30 protein-coding genes are annotated in these 18,630 nt (G+C 43.0%); all 30 read right to left on the bottom strand.

From position 1 onward, the window contains the following. Positions 1-7 precede the first annotated feature (7 nt). Positions 8-121, bottom strand: a complete 114-nt coding sequence (gene rpmJ / locus T357_RS0110645; RefSeq protein ID WP_003022746.1) for a 50S ribosomal protein L36 — start codon at positions 119-121, stop codon at positions 8-10. Positions 122-236: 115 nt separating this feature from the next. Continuing rightward, positions 237-455, bottom strand: a complete 219-nt coding sequence (gene infA / locus T357_RS0110640) for a translation initiation factor IF-1 (RefSeq protein WP_007157657.1) — start codon at positions 453-455, stop codon at positions 237-239. A gap of 37 nt (positions 456-492) precedes the next feature. Continuing rightward, positions 493-1,245 (bottom strand): type I methionyl aminopeptidase, encoded by a 753-nt coding sequence (gene map, locus T357_RS0110635; RefSeq protein ID WP_031552158.1) that lies wholly within the window; start codon positions 1,243-1,245, stop codon positions 493-495. Positions 1,246-1,296: 51 nt separating this feature from the next. Then, the gene (locus T357_RS0110630) at positions 1,297-1,944 is read right to left on the bottom strand and encodes an adenylate kinase (protein WP_031552155.1); all 648 of its coding nucleotides are present in this window, start codon (positions 1,942-1,944) and stop codon (positions 1,297-1,299) included. Positions 1,945-2,025: 81 nt separating this feature from the next. Further along, positions 2,026-3,366, bottom strand: a complete 1,341-nt coding sequence (gene secY, locus T357_RS0110625) for a preprotein translocase subunit SecY (protein WP_031552153.1) — start codon at positions 3,364-3,366, stop codon at positions 2,026-2,028. Then, positions 3,366-3,809: a 50S ribosomal protein L15 gene (gene rplO / locus T357_RS0110620; RefSeq protein WP_031552150.1), complete on the bottom strand. Its 444-nt coding sequence runs from the start codon at positions 3,807-3,809 to the stop codon at positions 3,366-3,368. The genes secY and rplO overlap by 1 nt, the downstream gene beginning before the upstream one ends. A gap of 11 nt (positions 3,810-3,820) precedes the next feature. After that, the gene (rpmD, locus tag T357_RS0110615) at positions 3,821-4,006 is read right to left on the bottom strand and encodes a 50S ribosomal protein L30 (RefSeq protein ID WP_029199686.1); all 186 of its coding nucleotides are present in this window, start codon (positions 4,004-4,006) and stop codon (positions 3,821-3,823) included. A 17-nt stretch (positions 4,007-4,023) separates the two neighbouring features. Next, positions 4,024-4,533, bottom strand: a complete 510-nt coding sequence (gene rpsE / locus T357_RS0110610) for a 30S ribosomal protein S5 (protein WP_031552147.1) — start codon at positions 4,531-4,533, stop codon at positions 4,024-4,026. Positions 4,534-4,553: 20 nt separating this feature from the next. After that, positions 4,554-4,916 carry a 50S ribosomal protein L18 gene (gene rplR, locus T357_RS0110605; protein WP_031552144.1) on the bottom strand — a complete coding sequence of 121 codons (363 nt, stop codon included), beginning with the start codon at positions 4,914-4,916 and terminating at the stop codon, positions 4,554-4,556. Positions 4,917-4,932: 16 nt separating this feature from the next. Next, positions 4,933-5,475, bottom strand: a complete 543-nt coding sequence (gene rplF, locus T357_RS0110600; RefSeq protein ID WP_031552141.1) for a 50S ribosomal protein L6 — start codon at positions 5,473-5,475, stop codon at positions 4,933-4,935. Between the two features lie 94 nt (positions 5,476-5,569). After that, positions 5,570-5,971: a 30S ribosomal protein S8 gene (gene rpsH / locus T357_RS0110595; RefSeq protein WP_029199690.1), complete on the bottom strand. Its 402-nt coding sequence runs from the start codon at positions 5,969-5,971 to the stop codon at positions 5,570-5,572. A gap of 340 nt (positions 5,972-6,311) precedes the next feature. After that, entirely contained in the window at positions 6,312-6,497 is a 186-nt protein-coding gene (locus T357_RS0110590) for a type Z 30S ribosomal protein S14 (RefSeq protein ID WP_029199691.1), read from the bottom strand. 12 nt (positions 6,498-6,509) lie between these two features. After that, positions 6,510-7,049: a 50S ribosomal protein L5 gene (gene rplE / locus T357_RS0110585; RefSeq protein WP_031552138.1), complete on the bottom strand. Its 540-nt coding sequence runs from the start codon at positions 7,047-7,049 to the stop codon at positions 6,510-6,512. Between the two features lie 20 nt (positions 7,050-7,069). Next, on the bottom strand, positions 7,070-7,375 hold the full coding sequence (gene rplX, locus T357_RS0110580; protein ID WP_029199693.1) for a 50S ribosomal protein L24: 306 nt from the start codon (positions 7,373-7,375) through the stop codon (positions 7,070-7,072). Between the two features lie 12 nt (positions 7,376-7,387). Further along, positions 7,388-7,756: a 50S ribosomal protein L14 gene (gene rplN, locus T357_RS0110575; protein ID WP_029199694.1), complete on the bottom strand. Its 369-nt coding sequence runs from the start codon at positions 7,754-7,756 to the stop codon at positions 7,388-7,390. A 24-nt stretch (positions 7,757-7,780) separates the two neighbouring features. Next, positions 7,781-8,035: a 30S ribosomal protein S17 gene (rpsQ, locus tag T357_RS0110570; protein ID WP_029199695.1), complete on the bottom strand. Its 255-nt coding sequence runs from the start codon at positions 8,033-8,035 to the stop codon at positions 7,781-7,783. A gap of 17 nt (positions 8,036-8,052) precedes the next feature. Then, positions 8,053-8,256, bottom strand: a complete 204-nt coding sequence (gene rpmC / locus T357_RS0110565) for a 50S ribosomal protein L29 (protein WP_029199696.1) — start codon at positions 8,254-8,256, stop codon at positions 8,053-8,055. Beyond that, positions 8,256-8,684 (bottom strand): 50S ribosomal protein L16, encoded by a 429-nt coding sequence (gene rplP / locus T357_RS0110560; protein WP_031552135.1) that lies wholly within the window; start codon positions 8,682-8,684, stop codon positions 8,256-8,258. The genes rpmC and rplP overlap by 1 nt, the downstream gene beginning before the upstream one ends. Positions 8,685-8,686: 2 nt before the next feature. After that, complete coding sequence (rpsC, locus tag T357_RS0110555) at positions 8,687-9,349, bottom strand: 30S ribosomal protein S3 (RefSeq protein WP_029199698.1); 663 nt, start codon at positions 9,347-9,349, stop codon at positions 8,687-8,689. 14 nt (positions 9,350-9,363) lie between these two features. Beyond that, positions 9,364-9,753 (bottom strand): 50S ribosomal protein L22, encoded by a 390-nt coding sequence (gene rplV / locus T357_RS0110550; protein ID WP_029199699.1) that lies wholly within the window; start codon positions 9,751-9,753, stop codon positions 9,364-9,366. Between the two features lie 34 nt (positions 9,754-9,787). Then, on the bottom strand, positions 9,788-10,060 hold the full coding sequence (rpsS, locus tag T357_RS0110545; protein ID WP_029199700.1) for a 30S ribosomal protein S19: 273 nt from the start codon (positions 10,058-10,060) through the stop codon (positions 9,788-9,790). Between the two features lie 19 nt (positions 10,061-10,079). Next, positions 10,080-10,925 carry a 50S ribosomal protein L2 gene (gene rplB, locus T357_RS0110540; RefSeq protein ID WP_031552133.1) on the bottom strand — a complete coding sequence of 282 codons (846 nt, stop codon included), beginning with the start codon at positions 10,923-10,925 and terminating at the stop codon, positions 10,080-10,082. 76 nt (positions 10,926-11,001) lie between these two features. After that, positions 11,002-11,301, bottom strand: a complete 300-nt coding sequence (gene rplW, locus T357_RS0110535; RefSeq protein ID WP_031552130.1) for a 50S ribosomal protein L23 — start codon at positions 11,299-11,301, stop codon at positions 11,002-11,004. Beyond that, positions 11,301-11,921 carry a 50S ribosomal protein L4 gene (rplD, locus tag T357_RS0110530; RefSeq protein ID WP_029199703.1) on the bottom strand — a complete coding sequence of 207 codons (621 nt, stop codon included), beginning with the start codon at positions 11,919-11,921 and terminating at the stop codon, positions 11,301-11,303. The genes rplW and rplD overlap by 1 nt, the downstream gene beginning before the upstream one ends. A 25-nt stretch (positions 11,922-11,946) precedes the next feature. Continuing rightward, positions 11,947-12,576 (bottom strand): 50S ribosomal protein L3, encoded by a 630-nt coding sequence (gene rplC / locus T357_RS0110525; protein WP_031552127.1) that lies wholly within the window; start codon positions 12,574-12,576, stop codon positions 11,947-11,949. Positions 12,577-12,628: 52 nt separating this feature from the next. Continuing rightward, positions 12,629-12,946, bottom strand: a complete 318-nt coding sequence (gene rpsJ, locus T357_RS0110520) for a 30S ribosomal protein S10 (RefSeq protein WP_029199705.1) — start codon at positions 12,944-12,946, stop codon at positions 12,629-12,631. A gap of 610 nt (positions 12,947-13,556) precedes the next feature. Continuing rightward, positions 13,557-14,810: a PspC-like choline-binding domain-containing protein gene (locus tag T357_RS0110515; RefSeq protein WP_031552122.1), complete on the bottom strand. Its 1,254-nt coding sequence runs from the start codon at positions 14,808-14,810 to the stop codon at positions 13,557-13,559. Positions 14,811-15,016: 206 nt separating this feature from the next. Further along, positions 15,017-16,024, bottom strand: a complete 1,008-nt coding sequence (locus T357_RS0110510) for a class I SAM-dependent methyltransferase (protein WP_031552118.1) — start codon at positions 16,022-16,024, stop codon at positions 15,017-15,019. A 2-nt stretch (positions 16,025-16,026) separates the two neighbouring features. Beyond that, the gene (locus tag T357_RS0110505; RefSeq protein WP_031552115.1) at positions 16,027-17,220 is read right to left on the bottom strand and encodes an acyltransferase family protein; all 1,194 of its coding nucleotides are present in this window, start codon (positions 17,218-17,220) and stop codon (positions 16,027-16,029) included. A 112-nt stretch (positions 17,221-17,332) separates the two neighbouring features. Further along, positions 17,333-18,547, bottom strand: coding sequence for a ribose-phosphate pyrophosphokinase (locus tag T357_RS0110500; RefSeq protein ID WP_031552112.1), 1,215 nt, complete (start codon positions 18,545-18,547; stop codon positions 17,333-17,335). Positions 18,548-18,630: the final 83 nt, after the last annotated feature.

The raw sequence follows: 18,630 nt of genomic DNA, 5'->3' as shown, positions 1-18,630 counted from the left end.
GTTAAAATTAACCTTGTCTCTGCTTGTGCTTAGGGTTTTCGCAGATAATTCTGATAGAGCCTTTACGCTTAATGACTTTGCATTTCTCGCAGATAGGCTTTACTGATGATCTTACCTTCATAGTAATTCCCCTTTCTAATAACGAATTCGAACAAAGTTGCCGTATTATTCTAACAAAAGCCTCTTTAATTGTAAAGTGCTTTTTAAATTTAATTGTAAGAATTACTTATACAGCTTTATTTGTCTCTCCAGATGATCCTGCCCTTTGAAAGGTCATACGGTGATAACTCTATGGTTACCTTGTCACCCGGAAGAATTCTAATGTAATTCATACGAAGCTTTCCGGAAATATGTGCAAGTACCTGATGACCATTCTCAAGTTCAACCTGGAACATTGCATTCGGAAGTTTTTCAATTACTTTACCAGTAATCTCAATTACATCTGATTTTGACATTCAGTTCTCCTCTTCATTATTTAATAATTTCTTCTTATCAATTAACCAGACTTAGGATCTCAGGTCCATTCTCTGTAATAAGAATCGTATTTTCATAGTGGCATGAAAGGCTTCCGTCATCCGGAATAACCGACCAGCCATTCGGGCCTGTATGAACTTCCGGTGAACCCAGTGTGATCATGGGCTCTACTGCAAGTACCATACCTGCACATAACTTTGGTCCTTTTCTATGGAGATCATAGTTGGGAACCTCGGGATCCATATGTATCTCACTTCCGATGCCATGTCCGCAATAATCTGTAATGACTCCACACCCCTGTGATTCAACATAATTACCGATGGTGGAACAGATATCATTTAAATGATTTCCTTCCACCGCCTGCTCTGCACCCTTCCAGAATGCATCGTAGCAGACCTTCATAATTTTCTTCGCATCGTCGGAAACATTACCCACTGCCCAGGTTCTGGTTGCATCTGAATTGTAACCGTGAAAGCTTGTGCAGGTATCAATGGAAACAATGTCGCCTTCCTTAAGGATACGACGTCTGTCCGGAATGCCGTGAATTACTTCTTCATTAACGGAAATGCAGCAGCAGCCCGGGAAATCATAGAGACCCTTCATGCTTGGAAAGCCGCCTAATTTACGCATGATCTTTTCTGCATATTCATCAAGCTCTCCGGTGCTTATGCCGGGCTTTATCTTCTCTCCGACTCTGTTATGCATTTCGCCGAGAATCTTTCCGGCTTCTCTCATCAATTCTATTTCTCGTTTTGATTTGATTTCTATCATTTAATACTTCTTTCCGACTCAAACTTAGAAACTTATGATCTATAAAAAACATTATTTGTTCTCAAGAACCTTAACTACATCGTTAAATACTTCCTGAAGCTCTTTAGTACCGTCAACCTCACAGAAAACGCCTTCATTCTTATAATAAGAAATAAGTGGCTCAGTCTGCTTGTGGTAAACATTTAAACGATCCTGAACTGTCTCAGGTTTATCATCTGACCGGATGATAAGTTCGCTTCCGCACTTATCGCAAATGTTTTCCTTCTGAGGAGCTGCATATACTATATGATAGGTTGCGCCGCATTTCGGGCATGCTCTTCTTCCTGACATACGTGTGAGAATTGCTTCATCAGGTACATTTATATCCAGAGCAAAATCGATCTTGTCTCCCTTATCGGCAAGTGCCTTTGTAAGACTTTCTGCCTGAGGGATGGTACGTGGGAAGCCATCAAGTACATAGCCATCCTTGCAATCATCCTCGGCAATTCTGTCTAAAAGCATACCGATGGTTACTTCATCAGGAACCAGCTGTCCCTTATCCATATATGACTTAGCTTTCATACCGAGTTCAGTTCCGCCTTTAATGTTGGCTCTGAAAATGTCTCCGGTTGAAATATGAGGAATACCATACTTATCTGCGATTTTAATTGCCTGTGTGCCTTTGCCCGCACCGGGTGCTCCTAACATAACGATCTTCATATGAGGCCTCCATATAATGTTTTTCAATTTAAACACTTTTAGCCTCCCCGGAAAATAGTCCTGAGGAGGCTTTTGTTATGATCAGTCGTTTAAAAATCCCTTGTAATTTCTTACAACCATCTGTGATTCAATAGCCTTAAGTGTCTCAAGCACAACTCCGATTATGATGATAAGCGAAGTTCCCGCGAAAGATATACGACCTACATTGAATACTCCCGATACAAATATCGGAACTATAGCAACGATTGCAAGGCCGGTTGCACCGATAAAAATGATATATTTAAGAATATTATCAAGATAATCGCTTGTAGGCTTACCAGGACGAATTCCCGGAATAAAGCCTCCCTGCTTCTTCATATTATTTGCTACTTCCAAAGGATTGAAAGAAATGGAAGTGTAGAAATATGCGAAGAAATACAGAAGTGCAATATAAACTACCAAACCAATGCTGTAGATAGGCGCATCAGGATTACACCATGAACCGGAGTTAAGTCCCATAAGGATCTTGCCCCAGACTGTGCCGTAATCTACCTTTAATACCTGTCCTATAACAACAGGCATGGTCATAAGTGAACTTGCAAAGATAACCGGCATAACGCTGGCCGTATTTACCTTGAGAGGAATTGATGAAGACTGACCTCCCACAAGACCTCTGCCCTGTACTCTACGGCTGTACTGAACCGGAATCTTACGTTCAGCATCAGTCAAAACGACTGTAAAAGCTACAAGAGCAATGATGCATGCAGCAATAATGATAGCTGCTACAACCATTGTTGCAACATTTTTTCCCTGTATGAATCTAACATACAAAGTCTGAAAATCAGTAGGAATAGATGAAAGAATATTGAAAAGGAGAACCAGAGAGATACCATTACCGATTCCCTTGTCTGTTATCTGTTCACCAATCCACATGAGAAGTGCAGATCCTGTTGTCATTGTAATAACCGCAATTACAACGTCTGCAATCTTTCTCATCATGCTCGCATCAGCGTAACCGATGAGAAGCCCCTGTCCACCGAATCCTACAGCCATCGCAGTTGACTCAATAAGAGCAAGTCCGATAGTCACATATCTGGTGTACTCTGTGAGCTTCTTTCTTCCCTCTTCACCATCCTTCTGTAACTCCTCAAGTGCAGGAATTGCAACTGTAAGGAGCTGGATGATGATGGATGAAGTAATATACGGTGTGATTGACAATGCGAAGACTGACAGCTGCTCGAAAGAGCCACCAGTCATCGTATTAAACCAACCAAATGCATCATTATCAGCCATGCTTTTAAAAAGCTCGGCAAAATATCCTGAGTTTACACCCGGAATAGGAAGATTCGATCCAAACCTAATTACTACGAGCATAAGGAAAACGAATATAAGTCTATCTCTTAAATCCTTAACCTTAAATGCATTTAGTATTGATTTGAACATCAGATTACCTCACAGGTTCCGCCTAAAGCTTCGATCTTTTCCTTTGCTGATGCAGAGAAAGCTGTTAACTTAACATTGAGCTTCTTTGTAAGTTCACCATTTCCAAGAACCTTAACGCCATCGTTAACCTTCTTGATGATTCCCTTGTTAAGAAGAGCCTCAATTGTAACTTCCTCACCATCGTTGAACTTTGTCTCAAGAACAGAAAGGTTGATTCCTGTGATAACCTTAGAGTTAGGATCCTTGAATCCTCTCTTAGGAATACGTCTGAATAAAGGCATCTGACCACCTTCGAATCCTGGTCTTGGTGCTCCTGATCTTGCCTTCTGACCCTTATGGCCCTTACCGGCTGTCTTGCCATTTCCTGAACCATGGCCACGGCCACGTCTGAAGTTCTTTGACTGCTTAGCGCCGTCAGCCGGCTTTAAATTAGCTAACTCCATTGTATGCCTCCTTAGATTTCTTCAACTTTTACAAGATGGTTAACTCTCTGAATCATACCTCTTGTAGCGCCATTGTCCTGAAGCTCTACTGTCTGACGAATCTTACGAAGACCAAGAGCCTGAACGGTTGCTCTCTGCTTAGGGATAGCACCGATTGGAGACTTTACAAGTGTAATCTTTAACTTCTTATCTGCCATTACTTTACCCTCCCTGATCAACCTGTGATCTCAGCTACAGTTTTACCGCGAAGTGCAGCAAACTCCTCAGGTGTCTTCATTGAAGTAAGACCTGTGATTGTAGCAAGAACGACATTTGTCTTATTATTTGAACCTAAAGACTTTGTACGGATATTTCTGATACCAGCAAGCTCAAGAACTGAACGTGCAGGACCACCAGCGATGATACCGGTTCCTTCAGGTGCCTTCTTAAGAAGTACTGTTGCACTTCCAAACTTACCTACATAATCGTGTGGTACAGACTTCTCTTCTGTTACAGGAATTGTAACGATAGACTTGCAAGCAGCCTCACGTGCCTTACGGATAGCCTCAGGAACCTCAACTGCTTTACCGATACCACAACCTACATGGCCATTGCCATCACCAACTACTACGAGAGCTGAGAATCTAACGGTACGACCACCCTTTACAGTTTTCGCAACACGCTTGATGGCAACGACGTTGTCGTTTAATTCTAACTGATTTACATCAATTCTTTCACGCTTCATCTTGCTTGTTCTCCTCTCGATTAGAATTCAAGGCCGGCTTCTCTGGCAGCATCTGCAAGAGCCTTAACCTTACCGTGATAAAGGAAACCACCTCTGTCAAATACAACAGTCTTAATTCCCTTAGCCATAGCCTTCTCAGCAATTGCCTTACCAACATACTGAGCAGCCTCAATGTTATTTGTAATCTCTAACTTTGCATCCTTATCAAGTGTTGAAGCAGCGCAAAGAGTGTTGCCTGCAACATCATCGATAACCTGTGCATACATGTGCTTGTCAGATCTGAATACAGAAAGACGTGGTCTCTCTGGAGTACCAGATAAACGGTTTCTAAGTCTCTGGTGCTTCTTCTGGCGAAGTTCAGCCTTATTTCTCTTACTTACCATTTCACTTTCCTCCTAATTATTTCTTACCAGTCTTACCAACCTTACGTCTGATAACCTCATCAGCATACTTGATACCCTTGCCCTTATATGGCTCCGGTCCTCTCTTGCTGCGGATCTCAGCTGCGTACTGACCAACTTTCTCCTTGTCAATACCCTTTACGAAGATTGTGTTTGTACCCTCGAGAACTGTCTCAACGCCCTCAGGATCTTCCATAGTTACAGGATGAGAATAACCAAGTGTAAGTGTAAGTGTCTTACCCTGCTTAGCTGCTCTGTAACCAACACCGTTGATCTCGAGCTTCTTCTCAAATCCATTAGTAACACCATCTACCATGTTCTGGAGAAGTGCTCTTGTAAGTCCGTGAAGGGACTTCTCTTTCTTATTATCATTAGGTCTCTTAACAACAACTTCACCGTCGTTCTTCTCAAGAGTAAGCTCTGAAGCGAATGCCTTCTCAAGAGTTCCCTTAGGTCCCTTAACAGTTACGAGGTTGTTGTCCTTGATCTCAACAGTAACGCCTGCTGGGATAACTACCGGTAATTTTCCGATACGTGACATACTATGTCTCCTCTCTCTTAAATTCTCTGTTATTAAACAGTTTTCAGATGTTTACAGTTACTTGCTTTGATGTTTTTGCTGTCAATATGGTTAATTACCATACGAATGCAAGAACTTCTCCGCCAACGCCCTTTGCTCTTGCTTCACGATCAGTCATGATGCCCTGATTTGTAGAAACAATTGCAATACCAAGTCCGCCAAGAACAGATGGCATATTCTCCTTGCCAGCGTATACACGAAGACCTGGCTTGGAAATTCTGCGAATGCCGCTGATGATCTTTTCGTTCTTTGTAGCGCCGTACTTAAGAGTTACCTTGATGTCCTTAAACTTACCGCCATCAACCAGCTCATACTTCTTGATGTAACCTTCATTTACAAGGATGTCAGCAATAGCTACTTTCATCTTTGATGATGGGATGGTTACTGTGTCATGCTTTGCAGTATTTGCGTTACGAATTCTTGTAAGCATATCTGCGATTGGATCACTCATACTCATTTTTACGGATATCCTTTCTCAAATAGTATAAAAATAATATTGTTATATATCCGGAATAAATCCGGACAAAGCAAATGCCACGTCTCCAGGTTGTTCTCACTCGGTCAGTCCATCCTATCACTAAAGATATGATGCTTAACCAAATGGTACTGTGTGAACAGTACTTCCTGTGGCGCAACATTTACATTATAACCATTTCTTTCCGGGTTTCAACCCGGTCTGGCGTATCTTTAAGAAATATTTTTGTATTTCTTTTAATACAATCCAGAAATTATCACCTTTGACAACATTTTGGAATCATCCAAAACATTGCCATCGGCTCTAACTTGAAGTTAAGGACTTACCAAGAAGCCTTCTTAACTCCTGGAATCTCACCCTTGTATGCTAACTCACGGAAGCAGATACGGCAGATGCCATACTTCTTGAGTACACTGTGTGGTCTTCCGCAGATCTTGCATCTTGTGTAAGCTCTTGTTGAGAACTTAGGTGCCTTCTGCTGCTTTAACTTCATTGATAACTTAGCCATATTTCCCTCCGATTACTTTGCGAACGGCATGTTGAAAAGTCTGAGAAGTTCTCTTGCCTCTTCGTCAGTCTTAGCTGTAGTTACGAAGATAACATCCATACCTCTAACCTTGTCAACCTTATCGAACTCGATCTCAGGGAAAATGAGCTGCTCCTTGAGTCCAAGTGCATAGTTTCCTCTGCCATCAAATGCATTAGGATTTACGCCTCTGAAGTCTCTAACTCGAGGAAGCGCAAGATTGATAAGTCTGTCAGCAAACTCATACATCTTATCACCACGAAGAGTAACCTTGCATCCGATAGCCTGGCCCTCTCTGATCTTGAAGTTTGCAACTGACTTCTTTGCCTTAGTTGTTACAGCGTGCTGACCTGTGATGATCTCAAGATCACGAACTGCGCTGTCGAGAACCTTGGAATTTTCCTTAGCTTCTCCAACTCCCATGTTGATAACGATCTTATCAAGCTTAGGAATCTCGTTTACATTCTTGTAACCGAACTTCTTAGCCATAGCATCCTTGATCTCGCTATTGTAAAGATCCTTTAATCTAGCCATTTTGAAATTCCTCCTTTCTCTTAGTCGATAACCTTACCAGTTTTCTTAGCAACTCTTACCTTCTTGCCGTCCTTGATCTCGAAGCCAACACGTGTAGGCTGTCCATCAACTACAAGCATAACATTAGAAGCGTCGATAGCTGCTTCCTTGTGAAGGATACCACCCTGAGGATTTCCCTGAGATGGCTTCTGGTGCTTGGTTACCATATTGCAGCCTTCAACGACTACCTTGTTGGTTGCGGGGTCGAAAGAAAGTACCTTGCCCTGCTTGCCATTGTCCTTACCGGCAATGATCTGTACCATATCGTCTTTCTTAATTCTACGCATCTGGTAACCTCCTTACAGTACTTCCGGAGCGAGTGAAACGATCTTCATGTAACCATGATCACGAAGCTCTCTAGCTACCGGTCCAAAAATACGAGTTCCCTTTGGTGTTCCATCGTCCTTGAGAATAACAGCTGCATTCTCATCGAACTTGATGTAGCTACCATCTTTACGGCGAATGTCATCTACTGTTCTAACAACAACAGCCTTAACAACATCACCCTTCTTTACCTGTCCGCCAGGGATTGCATCCTTAACAGATGCTACGATTATATCTCCGACTGCAGCATATCTTCTGGTTGAGCCACCCATAACGCGGATGCAAAGGAGTTCTCTTGCACCTGTGTTATCAGCAACTCTAAGTCTTGTTTCCTGCTGAATCATATAATGCTCCTTCCTTGCTCCTAATTACTTAGCCTTCTCGATGATCTCTGTCAGTCTCCATCTCTTGGTCTTTGACAGTGGTCTTGTAGCCATAACCTTAACTGTATCGCCTACACCAGCCTCGTTGTTCTCGTCATGAGCGTAGATCTTAACAGTTCTCTTAACGATCTTTCCGATTACCGGGTGCTTAACGTGATCTTCGATAGCGATAACGATGGTCTTGTCCATCTTTGCACTAACGACCTTACCGGTACGTGTCTTTCTAAGATTTCTCTCCATTGTTGTGCTCTCCTTTCTCACGCTTTAGCTTTCTCTGTGATAACTGTCTGAATACGCGCGATGTTCTTACGAACTTCTGTTATTCTTGCTGTATTATCAAGCTGATTTGTAGCGTTCTGGAATCTCAGGTTAAAGAGTTCCTTCTTGGCTGAAACAAGGTCAGCATTAAGCTGCTCTGTTGACTTTGCCTTTAACTCATCTAAGTAGGTTTTCTTCTTCATTAGTTATCACCGCCTTCCAGTTCGGCCTTGGAAACGATCTTGCAATTGCAAGGAAGCTTGTGTGACGCAAGTCTAAGAGCCTCTCTTGCAGTCTCCTCAGGTACGCCAGCGATTTCGAACATTACTCTACCTGGCTTAACTACTGCTACCCAATATTCTACAGCACCCTTTCCGGAACCCATTCTGACTCCGAGAGGCTTAGCTGTGATTGGCTTGTCAGGGAAGATCTTGATCCAAACCTGACCACCACGCTTAATGTATCTTGTAAGAGCAACTCTGGCTGCCTCGATCTGGTTTGATCTGATCCAGCAAGGCTCAGTAGCGATGATACCATACTCACCATAAGCAATCTTGTTGCCTCTGGTTGCTTTGCCCTTCATGTTTCCACGAATCTGCTTACGATACTTCGTTCTCTTTGGCATTAACATAATTACTTATCGCTCCCTTCCTTGTTTTTCTTGGCAGGAAGAACCTCTCCCTTGTAAACCCAAACCTTAACACCGAGCTTACCATAAGTTGTGTCTGCCTCTGCAAAACCATAGTCGATGTCAGCTCTTAATGTCTGAAGAGGAATTGTTCCCTCAGAATAGAACTCACGACGAGCGATATCAGCACCGCCGAGACGTCCGCCAACAGATGCCTTGATACCAAGAACACCTGACTTCATGGTTCTCTGCATAGCCTGCTTCATAGCTCTTCTGAAAGATACACGGTTCTCAAGTGACTGAGCGATGTTCTCTGCTACAAGCTGAGCATCACGGTCAGGTCTCTTGATTTCCTTGATATCGATGTTTACGTTCTTTGATGTAAGCTTCTGAACATCTTTTCTAACCTTCTCGATCTCTGCGCCGCCCTTACCGATTACGAAACCAGGCTTTGCTGTAAAGATAACTACACGAACCTTGTCGTTTGCAGCTCTCTCGATCTCGATCTTTGAAACACCTGCAGAATAAAGTCTCTTCTTCAGGAATTTTCTGATATTGTAGTCCTCAACAAGTGTATCGCCAAAGTTCTTCTTGTCAGCATACCACTTGGAATCCCAATCTTTAATAACGCCGACTCTTATGCCGTGCGGATTGACTTTCTGTCCCATTTATATGCCTCCTTTTACTTTCTCTCGTCCAAAACTACTGTAATGTGTGAGTTTCTCTTTAAAATTCTGTAAGCTCTGCCCTGTGCTCTTGGATGAATTCTCTTCATTGTAGGAGCTGCACCTGCATAGCACTCAGCAACATAAAGATTGTCTCTATTCATGTTGTTGTTGTTCTCTGCATTAGCTGCAGCAGACTCAAGAAGCTTCTTTACTAATGTAGAAGCATATCTAGGGTTGTATGAAACAATACCGAGTGCTTCTTCAAGATTCTTGCCTCTGATGGCATCAAGAACGAAGCATGCCTTCTGAACTGATACTCTTGCATATGAAAGAGTAGCTGAAGGTCTCTTTACAGTATTTGCATTTCTCTCTCTCTTAATCTGAGATCTATGACCTTTTGACATTGTTGAAATGTCCTCCTTTCAAATATGCGTAAGTTTAAGCTCTCTTCTCGTTACCGCTGTGGCCGTGGAAAGTTCTTGTTACAACGAACTCACCAAGCTTGTGGCCAACCATGTCCTCTGTAACATATACAGGAACGTGCTTTCTTCCATCATGTACCGCAATCGTGTGACCAACAAAAGATGGGAAGATTGTGGAACGACGAGACCAAGTCTTAATAACTGACTTGTTTCCGGAAGCGTTCATTGCATCAACTGCCTTCTTAAGTGAAGCATCGATGAATGGTCCTTTTTTAATTGAACGTGCCATATTTTTCTCTCCTCCTCAATTATTTGATGGCTCTACCATCGCGTCTTCTGATAATAAGCTTATTAGAAGCCTTCTTCTTGTTACGTGTCTTAAGTCCAAGTGCTGGCTTGCCCCAAGGAGTGCAAGGACCCGGTCTTCCGACTGGAGCTCTTCCTTCTCCACCACCGTGCGGGTGATCGTTAGGGTTCATAACAGAACCACGAACTGTTGGACGCCATCCCATGTGTCTCTTTCTACCAGCCTTACCGATATTGATAAGGTTGTGATCTCCGTTACCTACAACACCGATTGTTGCACGGCACTCGATAGGAACCATTCTCATCTCGCCTGAAGGAAGTCTAAGTGTTGCATACTTTCCTTCTCTTGCCATAAGCTGAGCAGCATTTCCTGCTGAACGAACCATACGTGCGCCCTTACCAGGAAGGAGCTCGATAGCATGTACGTTTGTACCTACAGGGATCTTTGAAAGAGGAAGGCAGTTACCTACTCTTGCTTCAGCCTCAGGACCGCTCATAACCTTCATGCCGTCTGTAAGACCGTTAGGAGCAAGGATATATGCCTTTGTTCCATCAGCATAAGCGATAAGAGCGATGTTTGCTGTTCTGTTAGGATCATACTCGATTCCGATTACCTTAGCAGGGATACCATCCTTGCTGTTTCTCTTGAAATCGATGATTCTGTATTTCTGTCTGTTTCCGCCACCCTGATGACGAACAGTGATTTTACCCTGATTGTTTCTGCCGGCGTTCTCCTTAACCTTTGAAAGAAGTGATCTCTCAGGAGTCTTCTTTGTGATCTCGGAAAAGTCTGAACCGGTCATGTTTCTTCTCGAAGGTGTATAAGGTTTATATGTCTTTATACCCATGACTTGTTTTCTCCTTTTTTAATGTCACGTATAATAGAGAATTTTTCACGTGACTGTGTCTAATTGTTAATCCTTATCAAAGGCCCTTAAAAATCTCGATATCCTTTGAATCTTCTGTAAGTGTAACGATAGCCTTCTTTGTCTTGGCTGTCTTTCCGAACTTGAGGCCTCTTCTCTTTGTCTTGCCGTCAGCGTTCATTGTGTTAACAGCCTTAACCTTTGTTCCTTCGAACATCTTCTCAACGGCTTCCTTAACCTGAGTCTTTGTTACAAGTGGATTAACAAGGAATGTATACTTCTTGGATGCCATCTCACCCATTGACTTCTCAGTGATAACCGGGCGAAGAATAACGTCATAATACTTAATGTCTGCCATTATGCGTATACCTCCTGAATCTTCTCAACAGCTGCCTTTGTAGCAACTACTGTCTGGTACTTAAGAACGTCATAAACATTGAGCTCGTTTACGCCGGCTGTCTTAACGTCCTGGATATTTCTTGCTGAAAGAATTACATTCTTGTCATTTGAATCAAGAAGAACGAATGCCTTGTTTACCTTGAAGGCATCAAGCATAGCCTGGAAGTTCTTTGTCTTGATCTCTGCAAGCTTGATATCGTCAACAATGATAAGCTTGTTCTCAGCTACTGCGTTGGAAAGTGCAGACTTAAGAGCTGCTCTCTTTTCCTTCTTGTTCATTGTTGTTGTATAGTCACGTGGTGTAGGTGCGAATACTACTCCGCCGCCCTTCCACTGCGGTGCTCTGATAGAACCCTGTCTTGCATGTCCTGTGCCCTTCTGTCTCCAAGGCTTTCTTCCGCCTCCTGAAACTTCAGAACGAGTTAATGCTTTCTGTGTGCCCTGACGCTTGTTAGCAAGCTGAGCAACAACTGCGAGGTGAAGAAGGTGCTCGTTAACCTCAACTCCGAAAACGGAATCATTGAGATCCATCTTGCCAACTTCCTTACCCTGCATATCAAATACTGATACGTTAGCCATCTATATGTTCCTCCTTTCTTTCGTCTCAGGCCTTTACTGCTTCTTTAACAGTAATAAGTGCCTTCTTAGGTCCCGGTACAGCTCCCTTGATAAGAAGCAGGTTGTTCTCTACATCAACCTTAACGATTGTAAGGTTCTGTGTTGTAACCTTTACAGCACCCATGTGTGAAGGCATTGCCTTACCAGGAAGTACTCTTGAAGGTGTTGCAGATGTACCGTTAGAACCCTGGTGACGGTGGAACTTGGAACCGTGACCCATAGGTCCTCTGTGCTGACCATACTTTCTGATAGCTGACTCGAATCCCTTACCCTTTGAAATAGCGGTAACGTCTACCTTGTCACCTTCAGCAAAGATGTCTGCCTTAATCTCATCTTTTACATTGTAGTTCTCAGCATCCTCAAATCTGAACTCTCTGAGGAATCTCTTGCAGGAAACGCCAGCCTTATCGAACTGACCCTTCTGAGGCTTGTTAACAAGCTTCTCTCTCTTGTCCTGGAATCCTACCTGAACTGCTGCGTAACCGTCATTCTCTACTGTCTTAACCTGTGTTACAACACAAGGACCAGCCTGAAGTACAGTTACTGGAATTAACACGCCATCTTCGTTCCAGATCTGTGTCATTCCTACTTTTGTCGCTAAAATAGCTTTCTTCATTGTTTCTCCTTTCTACAGCGGAGTCCGATATCTCAGACTCATTCTAGAATCATTACTTGTTCTTCATTTTGATATCAACGTAAACGCCTGCTGGCATCTCGAGTCTCTGAAGAGCATCCATTGTCTTCTGGTTAGGACTGATTACGTCGATAAGTCTCTTGTGAGTTCTCTGCTCGAACTGCTCACGTGAATCCTTGTACTTATGTACAGCACGAAGGATAGTAACAACTTCCTTCTTTGTTGGAAGTGGTACCGGTCCGGAAACCTGTGAACCTGTCTTCTTGCAGTTCTCCACAATCTTTGCAGCTGATTCGTCCACAAGTGTGTGGTCGTAAGCCTTGAGTGTGATTCTCATTACTTGACTTGCCATAAAAAAAGTCGCCTCCTATCGGTTATTTGACGATAAGTCGGTGACTGTACATTAACTGCATGCGAAACAATCGTGAGATGAAAGTTTCTCTGCATCAAAATCCATTTGCTGTGTAATGGATTAAATTGTAGTACAGTGACCTGCCGTCAGTTTCTAAACTAGACATTCGCTCCATGAAGTTCTCTTATATGCCTTATACTTGGTTGCCGTATCAGCTCTCAGGCGGAACCCGCAGGTTCACTGGATCTTTTCAGATACTGCTGTACGGATCTTGGCTTTCGTCCATATAAGCAATCTTCATTTCATCGCTATCATGTCACAGCGAATACTAAGATAACACACGCTTTTCTATAATTCAAGCGGTAATTTCGAAAAAATGTATAAATTTTAATACATTTTCCACTGAGCCGTGCGTATCCTTATTAATGTACCGCCGGCAGGTTCACACCCTGCCGTGCGTGTCATATATTAACACCGGTGTTCTTTATTTGCAACAACTTTTTTAATCGAGCTGGGAAAAAACGTCCTACCCGATTCCGCGTGACGGTCTTATCACCAAAAAAAGAAACCCGGCAGTGTAACCGGGTTTCTTCTTTATATAAACATTATCTTAATCTATGTCATCAATGTCAGGTGAAGTTGCTTCCAATACTGCAAAGCTTCCTTCGATGTTTTCCTTCAGAGTTCCGTCAGAATTTGTTGAAACCTTGTTGCCGTCTGAATCCTTAAGGTTCTTCTTGTTCTTCTGAACTGCACCGCTGGTTGAAACAACATAATCTTTTCCTTCAACGTTGCATACCATAAACTTGCTGTCGGACTCTGCGCACTGAAGCTTACCATTATAATAGAGGTAACCGTCCTTTACGCCTGTAAATCCTCTTCCGTTTGTCTGAGCATAGAATGTTATGCGATCGCCATCAGCTTCTGTCATTGAGAATCTTCCTGTCTTTACAGAGCAGTCAGACTTACTTGAGCCACAGTAATAATAGTGTGTAGTATTATCTGTCTCAGTGCATCCAAGCTGCATTCCGTATACCGGATTTCCTTTTTCGTTGAACAGATACTTTTTGCCGTTTACTGAACATACCTGATATGCATTGCCATTGCCTGCTGCCACATATCCTGAATTCTTGAAATAGAAATATTCAACATCTCCGGTAGCCAGATCCTTATCAAAAGATCCTGAGCCTGATGTCTCAAGTGGACCAACCGTTGTGTACCAGGTTCCTGCAATCTGCTGTCCCTGCTTGAAGTTTCCGTCTGTCTTCTCTGCAAAGTACATATAACCGGCTATCTCAGGTGATGTATCCTTAACCTTGGCCCAGCCGAGCTGCATAACACCGTTCTCATCAAAGCCATACTTAACGCCGTTTATGGTCTTTACAGTTACATCTTCACTCTCAGCAAAATACTTCTGGGAATTACTTGTATTAAAGAAAAACCATGCATAGGATCCTGCAGAATAGTTTACATTATCCGAATAGGAAGATGCAAAATCATCCGGGATAGGAAGATACTTCCATCCTGTCACTGCGGCACCTGAGTTGGGATCGCAATAATACTTATATTCATCGATCCATCCGGTCTGCATAACACCGTTCTCATCAAAGTAATACTTATAACCGTTTACAGTCTGCCAGTTATCCTTACGTAAGGTTCCGTCCTGAGTAGCGTAATACCATATAACAGAGCCGCCATCATTGGCCTTTATCCAGGAATTTGTGACAACTGCTCCTGTATCCTGAACATATACCTGCTCGCCTTTTGAGTTTGTCGTCCATCCTGCTGCCATGACGTTAATGGCAAAAATCGCTGCCAATGCGCCTGTCATTAATGCAAGTTTTGCAATTTTTCTTCTTAACATATAACACCCTCCTGATGATTCTCCAAAAGCTGTCTCTTTAGGAGTCATCAATCTCCAAAAACTTGTCTACTTCACAAGTTATCTTTCCATGATTTAATAATAGCTTTCAGGGATGTTAATTGCAATTTCTATTCCATTAACAATCGGCGTGATTTAATTACGATTATCTTACATCAACAGGTTCCGGGAAGCGCATTTTTCAATGATTATTTCGTATTTCTGACCCACCTTCCGGAGCAGCCGCAGGGAAGTACCAGTCCGTTTTCAGTCACAGGAAGTCCTACTTCCTCCGAATGGATCTCTCCACCGAACCTGTTTTTGATTATAACTCCCAGCATATAACTCATGACCGCCGGCTGAAGTCCGGTGGTGTAGGAATTAATAAGGAAGAAAAGACTCTTATCGGTAAGGAGTTTTGAAGACAGCTCTATGAGCTGATATACTGCATCCTCTATCTTCCATATCTCGCCCTTGGGTCCTCTTCCGTAGGATGGCGGGTCCATAATGATGGCGTCATATTTATTGCCGCGGCGGATCTCTCTTTCAACGAACTTTGTACAGTCATCAACAAGCCATCTGATGGGGGCCTGTGAGAGTCCTGAGGCATCGGCATTCTCCTTTGCCCACTGGACCATACCCTTTGAGGCATCCACATGGGTAACATGTGCGCCTGCTGCTGCGGCTGCCAATGTTGCTCCCCCGGTGTAGGCAAAAAGGTTGAGTACCTTTACAGGCTCTTCCGATCCCTGAGCCTTACGTCTGTTGACTTCACCGAGGATCTCGTTGGAAAACCAGTCCCAGTTTGCGGCCTGCTCCGGGAAAAGTCCCGTATGCTTGAAGGCAAAGGGCTTTAAGTGGAAGGTTAATGTTCTGCTCTTTTCAGGCAGCTTTTCAAGATTCTCGTACACCGGGGCCACAGGTCTGTAGGTTTCTTTATTCTTCTCATCAAAAGTCGAAGGACGTGCCGCAGTTCCTCCCAATATATAAGAGATCTTCCACTGCTTCGGGAGGTCAAAGAACTCCCACTCTCCGCCGCCTCTTTCGGAACGATGATAATGTCCGTTCAGTTTCTTCCAGTTCGGATTTTTAAAAGGGGTCTGCCAGATTACCTGAGGATCCGGTCTCCGAAGGATATACTTACCCCATCTCTCCAGCTTATCTCCGGAACTTGTATCTATAACTTCATAATCTTTCCAATGATCCGCAATAAACATTATCATCTACCTCCACTGAATATCTTCCATATAAAAGGAGTTTTCCTGCTGAGCATTTTTTTCATCAGGTAAGCGGCCGAAACGCAAATGACCGGTGTGACAAAATATAGGAAAAGCCTCAAAGCCTGATCCTCCACTCTATGGTAACCAACGTTCATGTACTCTAACATATATATACCGATTCTGGCAATCGGATAATGTATGGCATATAAAAAGAAGCTGTTCTTCATGAAATCCTTTGCCGTGGGAAGCCTGAGTGGCAGTATAAACCAGATTCCATAGCAGATAAGGAATCTACGGATCACATTTACCAGCACCTGTCCGCCTGAAGACAGGATGAGGACAAGCCAATGCTTAGGCCACCGGGATATCAGTACCCCCATCATCTTCGATATCTCACCACCGACATATAAATACTGAAGAATCCCCATTTTATGAAAATCCACCGGTGCCATAACGAACATCTGCATCCCTACTGTGGTGAAAACCTGGGTGAGCCATGAAGCTGTGATCAAACCCAGTCCGCAGATCATCTTTCCTGTGCTCTGGGTCTCAAAGCTTTCTTTAAACCATCTTGCGATAAGGGCTCCGAATAAAAAGTAGTACAGGGCATCTTCATTTATCAATGGGAAGTCCACTCCGTTTACTACAAGAAGGGTATATAAAAGCATTGAACCAAAGGTCAGGATTCTGTTTCTCAACAGAATAAAGAACAGTGGTGCAAGTACCGTCAGCAATATAAGCTGAAAGACATACCAGAACACCGGATTGCAGCTGTATTCAGCCACAGCTCTGTGGAGCCCTGTCAGACTAAATCTTTCCTTCCCCAGAAGCACATATATTATATAGTAGAAAATATTCCATGCACCGTAGGGGATCACAAGCGACATGAAGCGTTTTTTCCATTTATTTCCTATATCCTTAAGGTCTTTGAGCCCCCTGAAAAACAGATAGCCGGAAACAAGGAAAAATCCCGGTACTGCTGCCTGTCCGACAGCATTGGACAAAAAATTCTCAACATGAGCCGGGATTCCCGTCAGGCCCGAAAGATCAATGTTATTATAATCTGCCGACTGGATCATGGTGAGGAGTATAGTGTTATCATCAGCAAAATTCACCGAATGGATAAGCACTACAAGGATACTCATTATGAATGTATATATGTAAATTTTATTAGAAAAGTAGGTTTTTTCCAAGGTTTCTCCTCTATTAAAAAGGGTCGCCCGGGAATGGGCGACCCTTCATTACTACTGTTAAAGTAAACTCACGGATCATCTGATGCAGGAAAAATCAACATTAACCATCAGATCAGAGGGGAAGCTCCATCTGCTTATTTACACCTGCACGATGCTCTTTATATGCTGCAACCTTCTGATTGATTCTTGTTGAAGTGTCAAGAATCGTTGATATGGACATATCATGATTGAGGCTGTCAATGATAAGCGCGATATACTTTGCCATATCTACGCTGTGGTACCATGGCTTTGTGAGAAGCTCAGGCTGCTGATAAATAAGGTTTGTAGTATAAACACCATTTAAAGTGCCGCTTGCATAGGCCTGATCAAACTTGTTGAAGCCTGAAGTAAAGAGTCCGAAGGTACAGCATGCAAATACACGCCTTGCCTTTCTCTCTTTAAGCTCCTTGGCTGTATCGATCAATGATTCACCGGAGGAGATCATATCGTCTATGATGAATACATCCTTGCCTTCAACATTGGTTCCAAGGAACTCGTGGGCAACTATTGGATTACGTCCGTTGACTACCTGAGCGTAATCACGACGCTTATAGAACATACCCATGTCGATTCCCAGAACGTTAGCATAGTAGATAGCTCTGCTCATTCCGCCTTCATCCGGGGAAATGATCATCATATGATCCTTGTCGATGTCAAGATCATCTATACTGTTAAGTATGGATTTTATAAACTGGTAAGAGCAGGAAATGTTATCGAAGCTGTCTCTTGGGATAGCATTCATCACTCTTGGATCATGTGCATCGAAGGTCAGGAAGTTCTCAACTCCCATCTCATGGAGCTCCTGGAGCATGATAGCACAATCAAGGGACTCACGTCCGTTACGCTTATGCTGACGTGACTCATACATAAACGGCATGATAACATTGATCCTCTTTGCCTTTCCTGTAGTGGCAGCTATCACTCTCTTAAGATCAGCATAATGATCGTCCGGTGACATATGATTTATCTGACCGAAAAGACTGTAGGTCTGAGAAAAATTCATAACATCTACCATAAGGTAAAGGTCAACACCTCTGACAGTCTCCAAAACATTGGCTTTTCCCTCACCTGAGCCAAATCTTGAAACCTTTGACTTAACAATGTAACTATCCTTCTGATATCCGCTGAAAGCAATGGTTTCCTTATGCTCACTCTCACGCTGTGCACGCCATCTTGATAAGTAGCCATCAACAGCCTGTCCAAGCGGCATGATGGAATCAAGCGGCATAAGTGCAAGCGGTCCAACAGGAATACGCTCAATAAACTCTGAAGTTCTGGAATCTGGCATTTCTTTTCTCCTCCTAATGAGAACTGTCCCTTAACAAACCTTCAAAAACATGCAAACACTATCCATGTTAACACATGTCTTTA

The organism is Oribacterium sp. FC2011, from assembly GCF_000701645.1.
Classification (GTDB): domain Bacteria; phylum Bacillota; class Clostridia; order Lachnospirales; family Lachnospiraceae; genus Oribacterium.
The sequence above is the reverse complement of the archived record's forward strand: the minus strand, read 5'-3'. Positions and strand labels throughout refer to the sequence as shown.